This window comes from Cupriavidus sp. AU9028 (assembly GCF_019795295.1).
Lineage (GTDB): Bacteria > Pseudomonadota > Gammaproteobacteria > Burkholderiales > Burkholderiaceae > Cupriavidus.
Genome location: NZ_JAIMCG010000029.1, coordinates 1 through 14968, shown reverse-complemented (window position 1 = coordinate 14968; position 14968 = coordinate 1). Strand labels below are relative to the sequence as shown.

The following is a 14968-nucleotide window of genomic DNA, read 5'->3' as shown; positions in this document are numbered from 1 at the left end:
AACACAAAAAAACTTTTTACTCCGCCCCGCGCCCCCCCCCCCCCCCGCCCGGGCCCCCCCCCCCCCCCCCCCCCGCGGGGGGGGGGGGGGGGGGGGCGGCCCCCCCCCCCCCACGCCACTTACTACGAAAGCCCTGGCGGGCTTACCACTGATAGCCGACCCCCATGGCGCCACCGTAGTCGCCGCGCGAGCTGGCGGCACCGGACGCCTTGAACACCCACGAGCCATTGTCCGAGACGCGCGAGAGACCCAGTGCGTACCCGGTCTCGCCATTGAACGTGGCGGTACCGATGGCGAGCATGCTCTTGCTTGGCAGATAGGCCTGGGGCAGACCCGCCATCGCCATCGCCGACGCGATACCGGCGTTGGCGCGGTTCTCCACCGCGCGGATGCGCCCGTCCATGCCGGCGAAGCGCTGGTCGATGCCCTCGCTCACCCGGTTGAGCTGGCTCACGTTGACCGCATCGGTCGGCGCCTGCCCCTCGGCCACCCCGGTAATGCGGCGATCGCCATCCCGGCCTGCCACGCTGACGCTGGTGCCGCCCGTGTCGGCGCCCACGGTGACCGGCGCGCTGCTGTTCTCCTGCTTGACGATGCCAACCTTGCCTTCCACCAGGTTGTTCACCGTGGTGTTGGTCTGGTGCAGCTGCGATCCGTTGACGGCGTCGGTCGAGTTCTCCGCAATGTTGCCGGCCGCGACGTTGGTGATCTTCGTGCCGTTGGTCCCGCCCAGCGTGATCTGCGAGCGATCCGAGTTGTCGTACTGGATCGAGTTCGCAACCTCGCCGGCCGTATCGCCGATCGCGTCCGCCACGTTGGCGTAGGTCTTGCCGTTGACCGTAAAGCCGCCGCCGATGGTGCCGGTCGCCGGGTTGTAGGTCGTGCCGCCGCCAAGGTGGTTCGCCAGGCTGTCGCCCTGGTTCTTGACGATGGTGTCCTGCGCGCCGAGTGCGTCGCCGACGTTGTTGTACGTCGCGCCGCCAACCGAGTACGTCGGTGCGGTATAGGAGCCCGTGGTCGAATCGTACGAAGCACCGCCGCCCAGCGAGGTCGCCGTGTTCTGCGCAACCTGGTTCAGCTGGCTGACGTTGACCGCATCGGTGGGTGCCGAGCCGGCGGCGACGTTGGTGATCTGCCGTTCGGCGCCCACGTTGCCGACCGACACTTCGCCCACCGAGTTCTGCCCGCCGCCGACGCCGTAGGCGGTGTAGCCGGCACGCGCGCCCACGGTGGTCACCGATCCGGCGCCCAGCGCCACGCTGTTGGCGAACACCGCCTGCGAGCCGGCGCCCAGCGCGAGCGACTGGATGCCCTGCGACTGCGCGTTGGTGCCCAGCGCCACGGCGTCGGCCTGCGAGACGAGCGCGTTCTGGCCGATGGCCGTGCCTCCCGGCGCCGTCATTTCCACCAGTGCGCCGTTACCGATACCGATGCCGTTGTCGCCGTTGACGATGGTGGTCGGACCGACCGCGATCGCCTCCTGGCCGACCGCCAGCGAGTCGGCGGCCGTCGAGTTGGCGTGGAAGTAGCGGGTCCCCGTCGCCGTGACCGAACCGATCGCGCCCTGCAGCTGGCGGATCGTCACGACATCGTGGGCCGAGGTGCCGTCGGCGACGTTGGTGATCTGGCGCAGCGTGTTGGTCGCCGCGTTGCCGACCGACACCGCGCCGGCCAGCGTCACGTCCGTGGTGTTGTACGGCACCACGCCCGTACCGGCCGTGATGGTGCCGCTCACCGGCGCCAGCGCCCGATCCGAGACCGAACCGGCGCCGAGCGCCACGCCGCCATCCACGCTGGAGACCGCGTTGTTGCCCATCGCGATGCTGTCCACGTTGTTGGCCACCGCGCGCGGGCCCACCGCAATGCTGTCGGTGCCCAGCGCCTGGCTGTCCGCCAGCGTGGAATTGGCGTGGAAGTACTTGATGCCCGCGCCGTTGTTGATGTCGCCAATCACGTTGCTCAGATTGTCGATATCGGTGGTGTTCTGCGTCACCTGCGTGTTGGTCGCGTACAACTGCGAGCCATTCACCGCGTCAGTCGACGTGCTGCTCAGGCGGCCGGCGGCGACATTGGTGATGGTCCGCTCCGCGCCCACCGAACCGATGCTCAAGGTCGAGGCCGGGTTGGCGCCAGCGAAGGTGTAGGCGTTGCCACCGATGGTCGCCCCTGCCGTTCCCACGGCAGCCGCCGTCACCGAGCCCGCGCCCAGCGCGATGTCGCCCGCGTTGCTGGCCACCGCGTTCGGACCGATCGCGACCGAATCGACGCCAATGGCCTGGCTGTCCGGCAGCGTCGAATTGGCGTGGAAGTACTTGATGCCCGCGCCGTTGTTGATATCGCCAATGGTGTTGCTCAGGTTGGTGATATCGGTCGTGTTCTGCGTCACCTGCGTGTTGGTCGCGTACAGCTGCGAGCCATTCACCGCGTCGGTCGACGTGCTGCTCAGGCGGCCGGCGGCAACATTGGTGATGGTGCGCTCCGCGCCCACCGAGCCGATGCTCAGGGTCGAGGCCGGGGTCGCCCCAGCGAAGGTGTAGGCGTTGCCACCGATGGTCGCGCCCGCCGTGCCGACTGCGGCAGCGGTGACCGCACCCGAACCGAGTGCGATGTCGCCGGCGTTGCTCGCCACGGCGTTGGGGCCGATCGCCACCGAGTCCACGCCGATGGCCTGGCTGTCCGGCAACGTCGAGTTGGCGTGGAAGTACTTGATGCCCGCACCGTTGTTGATATCGCCGATGGTGTTGTTGATGTTGTCGATATCGGTGGTGTTCTGCGTCACCTGCGTATTGGTCGCGTACAGCTGCGAGCCGTTCACCGCGTCGGTCGACGTGCCGCTCAGGCGGCCGGCGGCGACATTGGTGATGGTGCGCTCGGCGCCGGGCGCGCCGACGCTCACCGTGGAGGCCGGTGCGGTACCGGCGAAGCCGTAGGTAGAGCCGCCGATGACCGCACTGGATGTCCCGACCGCGGCGGCCGTGACGCTGCCGGAGCCGAGCGCCACGTCGCCGGCATTGTTCGCCACCGCCGTATCGCCCAATGCCACCGCACCGGCCGCCAGTGCGCTGCTGGTGTTGCCGATGGCGACGCTGCCCTGGCCCACCACGGTATTCTGGTAGCCGATGCCGACCGCCCCTTGTGCAGGGGTGCCAGCGACGCCGACTGCCTGGCCGCCGCCGCCGACCATATTGGTATTACCCATCGCGATCGAGCCATTGCCCGTCGCGGTGTTGTCCATACCCTGCGCAACGGCGCCGTCGCCGGTCGCGGTACTGGGGTCGCCAATGGCCACTGCGCCGTTGCCGTTGGCGGTGTTGCCGAAGCCAATGGCGACTGCCCGGCCGCCGGTGGCGGTCGCGTTGGTGCCAATGGCAACGGCGTTCTCGCTGTTGGCAACTGCGCTCGTGCCCATTGCCACTGCATTCAGCGCCGAGGCACTGGCCTGATAGCCGATTGCAGTGGCTTGCTCCGCGGCCGAATTCGACTGGAGGCCCATCGCCAGGGAGCGAGTCCCGGTTGCGCTTGCGGACCGGCCTACGGCGGTCGAGTTCTGGCCAGTGGCGACGGACTGGGCGCCCACGGCCGTTCCGCTGAGATTCGCAAGGCTATCCGCGCCCATGGCAAGCGCTTCCAGACCATGCGACTCGGCGCCGCGGCCAATGGAAATGCTGCTGTTGCCGTCGGTGACGGTGTCGAGCCCCAGCGCGACGCCCGCGTAATTGGTCGCGTTGGCGTTCGTACCGACGGCGACGACGTTGTTTCCGTCGGCGTAGGCGCCGTTGCCGATTGCCACAGTCTGGAAATTGAGGGCAGAGGCATCGTTGCCCAGCGCGAGGGTCTGCTGACCATCCGCAGCGGCCAGGTTGCCGATCGCGATGGCGGCATCATTCGTCGCAGCAGTGCCGGCGCCCAGCGCTATTCCACCCAGGCCGTTCGTTTGGGCCTGCCGCCCCAGGGCGATGGCGTCGGCCTGCGTTGCGCCCGCGCGGTCGCCAATGGCGATGCCCGACGGCGAGTTGGTGACGGTCGACCAGAAGCCAACGGAAATGCCGTTGGTCGAAGCCGCGTCCACGTGCGGCAGCGTCGTGTTGTTGGTCCCGATGGCGATACTGCCGCTTGCCGCCGCGATGACCTGATTGCCCAGCGCGGTGGCGTTCACCCCGCTCGCGGTGGCGGCATAGCCGATCGCCGTCGATTCCAGGCCGCTCGCATTGGCAACGTAGCCGATACTCGTGCCTTGAATCCCGCTGGCCGTAGCGCCTACACCGGCCGCCACCGCAAAGCGCGCAGAGGCCCCGTCATTGTTGTAGTTGGCGCCGGTCGTGCCGTTGTCGTTGACGCTGTAGTAATGCGATGCCGACCCGGTGACGGCCGACTGCAGCGACTGCTGCACCGCGAACAATTGCGAACCATTGACGGCGTCCGTCGAGGTACCGCTGATCCGGCCCGCCGCGACGTTCTGGATCTGTCGTTCGGCCCCGGCCGCACCGATCGAGACAACGCTGGTCGGCGTGGCGCCGGCGAAGTTGTAGGTCGTGCCGCGGATGGTGGTGCTGGCGGTGGGCACCGCTGCCGCGACCGTCGAGGCATTTCCGAGCACCACCGCGCCGTCGTTGCCGGTCGGAACCGTCACGCCATTGCCCACCACGAACGCGTTATTGGCGTTGATGGTGTTGTTGTTGCCCAGCGAGTAGGAGCCCGTACCGGTAATGGTGCTCGGATCGCCAACGGCGCCCGAATTCGCGCCGCTGACGACATTACCCGTACCGATGCTGATGCTGTTCGCGCCGGTCGCCTGGGCGCCCGTGCCCATGGCGATTGCGTTCAGCCCGTTCGCTTTCGCGTTGTAGCCGATCGACGTCGTCGCGTTGGCGGCAACGCCGATGCCCGCGTTGGTGCCGATGGCGACGTTGTCGTTGCCGGACACCAGGTTGCCTGCAGATGCGTCCAGCGTGGCGTCATAGGCTACCGAGCCGTCGCCGGTGCCCATTGCAACGTTGCGTGCCCCGGTGACGCCCGACCCCGCGCCCCGCATCGCACCGGCACCGCCTCCGCCAATGGCCGTATTCTGCGCGCCGCTCACCAGTGTCCCGGCGGCGATGCCCATTGCAACAGAGCCGGTATTGCCGGCTGTAGAGCCCGCCCCCGCGCCTTGCCCCAATGCGACGGCGCTATCGCCAATTGCGACAGCCTGTGTACCCAGAGCGATCGAACTGTTCCCTCGCGCTCGGGCACCGTTGCCCAACGCAGTGGCGGCGTCATTCGTCGCCTCGGCAACGCGCCCTACTGCGGTAGCGTTATCCGCTGTCGCCTGTGCGCCTTCACCGAGCGCGGAAGCAGACAGGCCGGCCGCGTTGCTTGCTGTGCCAATTGCAACGGAGTTTGCCGAGCTTGCAGTGCTCGACACCCCGAGGGTGATGCCGTTTTGCCCGCTCGTCGTGCTTTGGCGTCCGATTGCGATGGCGTCGGTCTGGGATGCAGTCACATCGGTGCCGATGGCGATGGCACTCTGCGCCGTCGCGCCGGTCCCAGCGGCTGTGCGTGCGCCCAGATAGATGGAGTTCAACTGGGTAGCGCTGGCCTGTGCGCCGATGGCGATGGCGTTTTGTGCGTCGGCACTGGAGAGGAAGCCCGTTGCGACTGCACCCTGGCCCCCGGCATTGGCCCTGTCGCCAACCGCAGTGCCGGACAGTCCCGCAGCCCGGGTTCCGTAGCCCAGCGCGGTTGCATTGGCTCCGTCGGCAACGGCGGCACGGCCAAAGACCGACGATTGGGCACCAGAGGCATGCGAATTATTGCCGACGACGACGGCAGTATCACCCGTTGCGGTTGACAGCCCACCGATGGCAATGGAGGAGTTACCGGTCGCTTGCGTATTGGTGCCGATGGCGATGGGATTCACCCCTCCCGGCAGGTTGTTGGCCGCCGTCGCGCCCATTCCTATCGCGATGGCGCTGCCCGTACCCCCGGCTGGGGTAGTCGCCTGACTGCCGGTGCCAATGGCCACCGAGCTGGCGCCCGTTGCGGTGCCGCCGCCCACGGCGTAGTTTTGCGCGCTGGCGGTGTGCGGGAAGGCAACAGCGCCCAGTGCGGCGAACGCCGCCACGGCGGGAAGTACGCCTGCCCTCCCGGTCAGCTGGCCGGCAACGGCAGGAAGTCCGCCCGTGAAAACCGACACGGCAGCAGACGCAAGGGCCGGCGTGCTCCCCTGATTGAGCCCGATCCCGACACCGAGTCCGTTGCGATTGATCCCCAGCACGCGGTGTGCCCGGCGCAATGCCGCGAAGATGCGCCGGCGCACCGAGGGATGCATGCCACTGGCGGCAGCATCCGGGTTTCCAGACAGAACTGTCCGGGCGCTGGCCCGAGACATCGTATTGGTGTGACGCATGGCGACTACCCCCAAGAAAGTTCGCCAAAGTACTGACTGGCCCTGTCGCAAGACAAAAGCCCCCCTGCCCCGGCCGGAGCCGGGGATCAAATCCTTATGTGAATGCGAGATCCGCCCGACGCGAGACGGTCGGCGGGGTGGATGACGGCGTTACATCCGTGTATTCATCGGCGATCCATCGCGCTTGCTACGGTGACGACGACACAGCCATTACCGCTGCTGACGAGCAGGGCCTGCCCTTGATTGCCGCCCAGAGTAAACAGCGGCGTGCCGGCCAATGTGGTGGCCAGCGTGCTTCCCGGTGGCAACTGCTTGACGATGTCCGGGCACCCTTGCGGGAAGGGCGCGACACGAACCAGGTGGCCTTCACAGCCAGTACTGGTGGGCGAGGTGGCTACGATGCCAGCCGCTTGCGCCTTGTAGTTCGGGGTGTCATAGCGCAGCCCGACCACCGCCGTGGCGGCATGGTCGTTCGCACTGTCCTTCTGTCCCTGCGCCGCCGAGGCGAAGGTCGCACCGCGCGTCAGGCTATCGCCGAGCGTGGCAAAGAGCGCCGCGCAGGATTGAACGCCGAGATCGGCGGCTTGTTTCTGGAAGGCGGCGGCACCGGACTGGCTGCCGCCCGCGGCAACCGACGGTTGCGCCGCCACGTCACCTGCCGCACAGAGTAAGCCAAAGGAGGCGGCGACCATCGCCAGGACCCGCTGGGCCACCCCAGGTTTCGGGCGGGCTGCTGCTGGCGCGGGCGCTTCCTGGCCACCCTGCAGGTTCATGCTGTTGTCATTGCCCATCTTACTGGTCCTCGCCGAATCGCCTTCTGTACCGTTTGCGCACTGCATCGGGGGACATCTGCGTCCTTTCTGTTTCACTGGCGACACATTGCGTAAATGATAGTGACGAACTGTGAACAGAAATGAAAACGAATGTGAACGACTCGAAGCGACGGCGGGATCGGTTCCGATAGCCCTTCCAGCTTGCGCAGGCAGGCATTGTCCCCAACGAGCGGCGGCGCGTACGGCGGCGGCGAGGGCCGGCCAAAGGCTTCGCACCGCGGCCGATGGGGGGCAATACGCAGGAAGACGTGAGGACGGCTGCTCCCCCGCGGCTGGATAGGGCGTGCGCGCCGAAGCGTCGCCCGGCGCGGTATCTGGCTCATACATCTGACTTCTCCAACGGAGTCGCCGGGTGATTCCCGGTCTCGTCGCCCCATTTCTCTACCCGTTGCAGGCGCATCCCGATGGCGGGTGCGGCCTTGCCTCGCCCTCCATTCCGACGTGGGGGCGAATATTGTTAGCGCGTACCTTATGAGTGATAAGGACGCCGCTCCGAATCATAGCGAGGGTTTTCGAAGTGATCTTTTAGTAATTTTTAAGATGGAATTAAGTATGTATTTGTTTACATTCCACAAAAGATGTATTAATTGCACATCAATCGGGACGCATGCGCCCGCCATCCCTTGCCGCAACGGAGTGCGGTGAGCGGCGTTGCTGCGGCTCGATGGCCGTGGGCGCAGCCGCGCCAAGTCGGAGGGTGAGTGATTTGTTACCGAAGCCAGACGGCCTGGGAAGTCTTATCCGGCTGGCAGGCCGACTGGGGAGAGATGGACCCGCTGTCTTTCAGCCGAGGCGACTACGGGCGTGTTGCCGCCGTTATCGGCGCCAGTTCATGGGAACCGCATCGATGCCGGTCCACATCAAACCGGGCGGAACCGCGCCGACGGCGCGCACGGCAAGCGCTCGCGGGACGGGCGGAATACGTCCGCCCGGCGGCCGCGCCGCCTAAAGCGGGTGCGCCATCGCCACGGCGGCCACGGTGGCCCCAAGTCCGATCCGATACCAGGCGAAGAGGCGCAGCGAGTGCCGCGCCACGAAGGCAACCAGCGCCTTCACCACGACCAGCGCCGACACGAACGCCGCGACAAACCCCGCCGCGATCGCCCAGATGTCCTCTCCGCTGAGCAGGTGATAGTGCCGCAGGAAGTCGTAGGTCGCTGCGCCCAGCATGGTCGGCATGGCCAGAAAGAAGGAAAACTCGGTGGCGGTCTGCCGCGACAGGCCCGACAGCATGCCGCCAACAATCGTCGCGCCCGAGCGCGACGTGCCGGGGATCATCGCCACGCATTGCGCGAAGCCGATGCCAAGCGCCTGGCGCCAGCCGATCTGCGTGGTGTCCTTGACCGTCGGTTCGGTCCGTCTGCCCTCGACTGCCAGGATGATCAGCCCGCCGAGCACCAATGCCGCGGCGACGACCCCCGGATTGAACAGCAGTGCCTTGATCGGCCCGATCAGTACCGCGCCGATGGCGGCCGCGGGCAGGAAGGCCAGCAGCACGCATGCGGCGAAGCGGCGCTCCGCCTGCCCTCCCTTGAGCAAGCCGGTGATCAGCCAGGCCAGTTTGGCCCGGTAGAGCCAGCACACCGCCAGCACGGCGCCCAGCTGGATCACGACTTCGAACACCCGCGCCTCATGCGAGGGAAAGGCGATCCAGTCGCCAATCAGGATCAGGTGTCCGGTGCTGGAGACGGGCAGGAACTCGGTCAGCCCCTCCACCACGCCAAGGGCCGCGGCCTTGATCAGGTGCGGAATATCCATCGAAAGCGCTCCCTCGATCGGGTAATGACAAGAGGGGTAACGATACGATGAATCGAGGCAGTGCTATGCGACATTCCGCACGCTGGACGTTCGCCGAAGCCGAAAAACGGCTGCCACCAACGAGCCGGCGACTCACCTCGGCCAGTGGCTCCCGAGATCGAACGAGAGCTGTTTGTGGTGGCGAATCAAAAGCAGGTACACCGCACCATCGATATGTCGCGCCGGGAGATGGCCGTGGGTTGACGACGCGATAGGCTGACACGGGCACGCCGCGCTTTCAGCCTGCGAATCTGTTTCTGCGTCGAGCCCGCAGGTCAGAAAGGGCGTCGCGAGCATCCTCGACCCTGCCGGCCGCCACGTCGGCCAGGCCACTGCTCGCCTCCGCAATCAAGTGCAAGTGGATGTGTTCGCGCTCCAGCTGGTCGTAGTAGTCCAGCCTCTGCGCATCGATGATGGGAACGTAGCTTTTACCGTTCTTCCTGACGATTTTCTCTGAGCCGGCCTTCGCTTGATCGGCCGGCTCAGGAAGGTTTGCCCTTGCCTGACACAGCGATACGATGTCGCCCGCGGAGATAGCCATGACTTGCCCCTACATGTTCAAGTACACAATATCGTACAGTTCGGTTGCCCGATGAGGGGCGCAGATGCCCTGCGTTTCGACCAACCCTTCAAGAAACACCTGAAAGTCAAAATGCCCGCCAAGGTATTGGCGGGCTGCAGAACTTGCGAGGCGCGTCAGCCGCGTCAGCCGATCACGCGGCGGCGCCCGGTGCGACCGCATCGCCCGCCACGCGCTGCGCCGACTCTTCGCCGTACAGCACACGGCTGACCACACCGGCCGCCACCGCACCCAGCACAGGCGCGACCCAGAACAGCCACAACTGCTGCAGTGCCATGCCGCCAACGATCAGCGCCGGGCCGGTGGAGCGTGCCGGGTTGACCGAGGTGTTGGATACCGGGATGGTGATCAGGTGGATCAGCGTCAGCGCCAGACCGATGGCCAGCGGCGCGAGCGCGCCATGCGCACGGGGCGACGTGGCGCCGGCGATGATCAGCACGAAGAAGAATGTCGCCAGCACCTCGGTGGCGAATACCACCCCCATGCCAAAACCGGACGGCGAACCGGCGCCGAACCCATTGGCCGCCAGTCCGCTTGCCGCCAGGTCGAACCCGGGCTTGGCCAGCATCAGCTCGAACAGCACCAGCGCCGCCAGGGCGCCGCCGATTACCTGCGCGACGATATAGACGGGCGCGTCCTTCCAGGCGAAGCGTCCGGCGGTGGCGAGCCCCACCGTCACGGCGGGGTTCAGATGGCAGCCGGAGACCGGGCCGATGGCATAGGCCATCGTCAGCACCGTCAGCCCGAAGGCGAGCGAGACGCCGGCAAAGCCGATGCCCAACTGCGGGAAGCCGGCAGCAAGCACGGCGGAGCCGCAGCCGCCAAAGACCAGCCAGAAGGTGCCGATTGCCTCGGCAAGGGGGCGCTTGAAGTCCATCGTTCTTTCTCCAGAATCGCACTCGCCCCTGGCAATGGCGCCGGACGGGCGTTGCGGCGTTGGATTCTAGGCGGCGACTGTGACGGCGTCACCACTTTGAGGGCGCTGTTCACATTCTTTTATATTTGCCTGGCCGGAGCGAGACGACGGCCTGCACGCGCCGCGTTTTCGTACTAAACTTTCACAAATTCCTAAAAATTCAAAACTTCCATGAAACTGCCGCCCCTGACCCAGCGCTTCGTCCTGCACTTCGGTGAGATGGGAAGCCGCTGGGGCATCAACCGCACCGTCGGCCAGATCTACGCGCTGCTCTATACCGCGGCCCGCCCGCTGAACGCCGACGAGATTGCCGAGGCGCTGGGCTTTTCCCGCTCCAACGTCAGCATCGGCCTGAAGGAACTGGAGGCGTGGAAGCTGGTGCGACTGTCGCACCAGCCGGGGGATCGGCGCGAGTACTTCTCGGCGCCGGACGACATCTGGACCATCTTCCGCACGCTGGCCGAGGAGCGCCGGCGGCGCGAGATCGATCCCACGCTGTCGATGCTGCGCGAGGCCCAGCTGGAGTCGCCCAGCGACGCCGACGAGCGGCATGCGCAGGAACGAATGCGCGAGATGTACGAGCTGATCCTGCTGATGACCAGCTGGTTCGAGGACGTGCAGAAGCTGGACGTCGCCACGCTGGAGAAGCTGATGCGGCTGGGAACGCGCGTGACCCGGCTGCTGGAGGTCAAGGACAAGCTGTCCGGTGCCATCGGCGGCAAGACCGCATCGCGCAAGCGTACGAGATCGAGCAAGGAGTCGTAGTCATGTTTTCATCGATGGACCCGGTAGTGATGGCGCGCATCCAGTTCGCCGCCAATATCACCTTCCATATCCTCTTTCCCACCATCAGCATCGCGCTGGCGTGGGTGCTGCTGTTCTTCAAGCTGCGCTATGGCAAGACCGGGCAGGAACACTGGATGGACGCCTATCGCTTCTGGGTCAAGGTGTTCGCGCTGACCTTCGCGCTGGGCGTGGTCAGCGGCATCACCATGAGCTTCCAGTTCGGCACCAACTGGCCGGGTTATATGGAGACGGTGGGCAATATCGCCGGGCCGCTGCTGGCCTACGAGGTGCTGACCGCGTTCTTCCTGGAAGCGACCTTCCTCGGCATCATGCTGTTTGGCATGCGCCGGGTCAGCAATCGGGTCCACACCATCGCCACGTTGCTGGTCGCGGGCGGCACGACGCTGTCGGCCTTCTGGATCCTCGCGCTGAACTCCTGGATGCAAACCCCGGCGGGCTTCGTGATGATCGACGGGCAGGCCCATGTCACCAACTGGCTGGAGGTCATCTTCAACCCGTCGTTCCCGTACCGGCTGACGCATATGCTGCTGGCGTCCGGGCTGACGGTGGCGTTCCTGGTGGCGGGCGTATCGGCATATCGCTGGCTGCGCCGCGACCGCTCGCCTGCCGTCATGGCGGCGCTGCGCACGGGCGTCGTGCTCGGCGCGATGCTGATCCCGCTGCAGATCGTGGTTGGCGACCTGCACGGCCTGAACACGCTGCACCATCAGCCGGCCAAGCTGGCGGCGATGGAGGGCATCTGGAAGACGGGCAATGGCGTGCCGGCGGTGCTGTTCGGCGTGCCGAACCCCACCACGCAGAGCAACGACTACGAGATCGCCATTCCCAGGCTGGCCTCGTTCTACCTGACGCACGACTTCAATGGCGAAGTGAAGGGGCTGGATGCGTTCGATACCCATCCTCCCGTCGCTCCGGTGTTCTACGCGTTCCGCGTGATGGTCGGGGTGGGCATGCTGATGCTGGCGGTGTCCTGGCTCGCCAGCTGGCAGCTGCGCCGGCGCGGCGCGCCCTCCCCGCTGGTCGCACGGGTGCTGGTGGCAATGACGTTCTCGGGCTGGATCGCGCTGGTGGCTGGCTGGTATGTGACGGAGATTGGCCGGCAACCGTGGCTGGTGCACGGCGTGCTGACGACCGCGCAAGCGGCATCCGATGTGCCCGCGACAATGATCGGCACCACGCTGGCGATGTACCTCTCGCTCTATCTTGGGCTGATCGTTGCCTACATCTCGGTGGTGTTCTATCTGGCGCGCAAGGCTGCCGGCAAGGATGAACCGCCTCTCTCGCCCGTTTCGCCCGTTTCGCCCGTTTCGCCCATTTCGCCCGTCTCGACGATCGTTACCCCGCAGCCGCTGCTGCTGAAGGAAGGACAAGCATGATGCACGCACTGACCGAACCGGGCGGCTGGATGCCGCTGGTGTTCCTCGGCCTGATGGGCCTGTCGATGCTGATCTACGTGATCCTGGACGGCTACGACCTGGGCGTCGGCGTGCTGATGCGCCGCGCCAGCGACGCCGACAAGGACACCATGATCGCCTCCATCGGTCCGTTCTGGGATGCCAACGAAACGTGGCTGGTTCTCGGCGTGGGCCTGCTGTTGACGGCCTTTCCGCTCGCGCACGGGGCGGTGCTCACCGCGCTGTACCTGCCGGTGGCGCTGATGCTGGCCGGCCTGATCCTGCGCGGCGTGGCGTTCGACTTCCGCGTCAAGGCCCGCGCCAACCACAAGCCGTGGTGGAACCGGGCGTTCTATGCCGGCTCGCTGCTGGCCGGCTTCTCGCAGGGAATGATGCTGGGGTTGTATGTCACCGGCTTTCGCAATGGCCTGTACGAGTACCTGTTCGCATCGCTGGTCGGCCTGTGCCTGGTCGCCGGTTACTGCCTGCTCGGGGCGGGCTGGCTCATCATGAAGACGAGCGGGCCGCTGCAGCGCCGCGCGATGTTCTGGGCCCGCCGCACGCTGTGGCTGACGGCGCTGGGTATCGCGGCGATCTCGGTAGCGACGCCGCTGGTCAGCGAGCGCGTGTTCGACAAGTGGTTCTCCTTCCCCAACCTGCTGCTGCTCGCGCCCATTCCGCTGGTGACGGTGGGCATCCTGATCGGGCTGGACCGGCTGCTGCGGCGCATGCCGGCGATGCAGCAGCGCGGCGACGACAGCTGGGCGTGGGTGCCGTTCGCCGGCACGGCGGTGGTGTTCCTGCTGGCCTTCAACGGGCTGGCCTACAGCCTGTTCCCCTACCTTGTCGTCGATCGCATCGACATCTGGCAGGCAGCGAGCGCGCCGGAATCGCTGGCGGTCATCCTGATCGGCGCCGCGGTCGTGCTGCCTACCATCCTGGGCTACACTGTGTTCGCCTACCGGGTGTTCTGGGGCAAGGCCGGCGAACTGCGCTACGACTAGCGCCGCCGGCCTTCCCCGCATCCCGGTGAACAGGAATCGGACAGGATGCAGGGAAGCGGACAGACAGGGCAACGCAGCGGCGCCGGCAAGGCGCCGGAGCGCGCAACGACCTCCCCGGCCACCCCGGCCGGCCCGGTCGGTCTGCGCGGCCGGCTGCGCGAGCGCGCGGGCAGCCAGGTCCGCGCCCTCACGCGCAGCAACTCCGGACTGACCCTCGATTACGACAATCCGCCGGGCGATCCCGGCTTGTTCGGACCTGACGCGGTCTGCTGGCGCGTGCACGCCGATTTCCCGGCGATGCTGGCCGGCGGCGTCGCGGCGCTGCTGATGCAGACCCTGCATCCGCTCGCGCTGTCCGGCGTCTGGGACCATTCCACCTTCCGCACCGACATGCAGGGCCGGCTGGGCCGCACCGCGCAGTTCATCGCCGGCACCACCTACGGCAACCGCGCCGACGCCATGCGGCTGATCGAGCGGGTCCGGCGCATCCATGAGGCAGTCACGGGCATCGCGCCCGACGGTCGGCCGTACGCGGCCAGCGACCCCGCGCTGCTGACTTGGGTCCATGTCGCCGAGGTGTCGCATTTCCTGGCGGGGTATTTGCGCTATGTCGGCCCGCTGTCTGCCCAGGAACAGGACCGCTATTACGACGAGGTTGCGCAGATCGCCGTGATGCTGGGGGCGGCGGACGTGCCGCGCTCGCGACTGGAGATCGAGCGCTATTTCGCCCGGATGCGGCCGCAACTCGAGGTCAGCGAACGCACCCGCGAGGTGGTGCGGCTGGTGATGCGGATGCCGGTGCCGAACCCGATGCTGGCGCCGGCGGTCCGGATGATGACCGATGCGGGCGTGGCGCTGCTGCCGGCCTGGGCCCGCCACCAGCTCGGCTTGAGCGGCGCCTCGGGCGGCGCGCTGCTGCGGCCGGTGTCGCTGGCCGGCATGCGGTTGCTGGCGCCGGCGCTCCGATGGTCATTGGGTGGGGGGCTGGCGGCGCGTGCGCGGAGACGGGTGGGGCGAAGTTGAGAGGGCGGGGTCAGTCGGCGCTGCTTGCCCTCTCCCCCGGCCCCTCTCCCGCAAGCGGGCGAGGGGAGCAAACCGGCAGCGTTCCGAGAGCCGTGGGTGTGCTCTGTAGTGGTCAAGTTTTTTCAGACAGGTGTTTAGGTGGTCTGGTGGAACTTGTCCTCGTAGTGCTGTGGTGACTGGTAGTCCAGTGTGGAGTGCAGCCGTACCGGGTTATAGAAGCCAACGA

General features: G+C 66.8%; 9 protein-coding genes. 4 read left to right on the top strand and 5 right to left on the bottom strand.

The features are described 5' to 3' along the window. Positions 1–142 precede the first annotated feature (142 nt). From K6V06_RS20415 to aqpZ, 5 genes are all read right to left on the bottom strand, one after another. On the bottom strand, positions 143–5935 hold the full coding sequence (locus K6V06_RS20415; RefSeq protein ID WP_370637523.1) for a YadA-like family protein: 5793 nt from the start codon (positions 5933–5935) through the stop codon (positions 143–145). 617 nt (positions 5936–6552) lie between these two features. Next, positions 6553–7179, bottom strand: a complete 627-nt coding sequence (locus K6V06_RS20410; protein WP_222245961.1) for a hypothetical protein — start codon at positions 7177–7179, stop codon at positions 6553–6555. Positions 7180–8166: 987 nt separating this feature from the next. Continuing rightward, positions 8167–8979, bottom strand: coding sequence for an undecaprenyl-diphosphate phosphatase (locus tag K6V06_RS20405; protein WP_222245960.1), 813 nt, complete (start codon positions 8977–8979; stop codon positions 8167–8169). A 277-nt stretch (positions 8980–9256) separates the two neighbouring features. After that, positions 9257–9559: a type II toxin-antitoxin system Phd/YefM family antitoxin gene (locus tag K6V06_RS20400; RefSeq protein ID WP_222245959.1), complete on the bottom strand. Its 303-nt coding sequence runs from the start codon at positions 9557–9559 to the stop codon at positions 9257–9259. 172 nt (positions 9560–9731) lie between these two features. After that, positions 9732–10475, bottom strand: coding sequence for an aquaporin Z (gene aqpZ / locus K6V06_RS20395; protein WP_222245958.1), 744 nt, complete (start codon positions 10473–10475; stop codon positions 9732–9734). A gap of 210 nt (positions 10476–10685) precedes the next feature. On the opposite strand from aqpZ, the gene K6V06_RS20390 reads away from it, so the two are divergent. Genes K6V06_RS20390 through K6V06_RS20375 form a run of 4 tightly spaced genes read left to right on the top strand, consistent with a single transcriptional unit; the run spans position 10686 to position 14742 of the window. Further along, positions 10686–11279, top strand: a complete 594-nt coding sequence (locus K6V06_RS20390) for a GbsR/MarR family transcriptional regulator (protein WP_222245957.1) — start codon at positions 10686–10688, stop codon at positions 11277–11279. Positions 11280–11281: 2 nt separating this feature from the next. Then, entirely contained in the window at positions 11282–12697 is a 1416-nt protein-coding gene (locus tag K6V06_RS20385; RefSeq protein WP_222245956.1) for a cytochrome ubiquinol oxidase subunit I, read from the top strand. Further along, the gene (locus tag K6V06_RS20380) at positions 12697–13719 is read left to right on the top strand and encodes a cytochrome d ubiquinol oxidase subunit II (RefSeq protein WP_222245963.1); all 1023 of its coding nucleotides are present in this window, start codon (positions 12697–12699) and stop codon (positions 13717–13719) included. Before K6V06_RS20385 ends, K6V06_RS20380 begins: the two co-directional genes overlap by 1 nt. 45 nt (positions 13720–13764) lie before the next feature. Then, positions 13765–14742, top strand: a complete 978-nt coding sequence (locus K6V06_RS20375) for an oxygenase MpaB family protein (RefSeq protein WP_222245955.1) — start codon at positions 13765–13767, stop codon at positions 14740–14742. Positions 14743–14968: the final 226 nt, after the last annotated feature.

Bases quoted from the DNA above. Each gene is read 5' to 3' on its own strand.
- K6V06_RS20415 (WP_370637523.1), bottom strand. From the start codon at position 5,935: ATGGGCGCGACGGCGGCCAACAACCTGCCGGGAGGGGTGAATCCCATC.
- K6V06_RS20410 (WP_222245961.1), bottom strand. From the start codon at position 7,179: ATGGGCAATGACAACAGCATGAACCTGCAGGGTGGCCAGGAAGCGCCC.
- K6V06_RS20405 (WP_222245960.1), bottom strand. From the start codon at position 8,979: ATGGATATTCCGCACCTGATCAAGGCCGCGGCCCTTGGCGTGGTGGAG.
- K6V06_RS20400 (WP_222245959.1), bottom strand. From the start codon at position 9,559: ATGGCTATCTCCGCGGGCGACATCGTATCGCTGTGTCAGGCAAGGGCA.
- aqpZ (WP_222245958.1), bottom strand. From the start codon at position 10,475: ATGGACTTCAAGCGCCCCCTTGCCGAGGCAATCGGCACCTTCTGGCTG.
- K6V06_RS20390 (WP_222245957.1), top strand. From the start codon at position 10,686: ATGAAACTGCCGCCCCTGACCCAGCGCTTCGTCCTGCACTTCGGTGAG.
- K6V06_RS20385 (WP_222245956.1), top strand. From the start codon at position 11,282: ATGTTTTCATCGATGGACCCGGTAGTGATGGCGCGCATCCAGTTCGCC.
- K6V06_RS20380 (WP_222245963.1), top strand. From the start codon at position 12,697: ATGCACGCACTGACCGAACCGGGCGGCTGGATGCCGCTGGTGTTCCTC.
- K6V06_RS20375 (WP_222245955.1), top strand. From the start codon at position 13,765: ATGCAGGGAAGCGGACAGACAGGGCAACGCAGCGGCGCCGGCAAGGCG.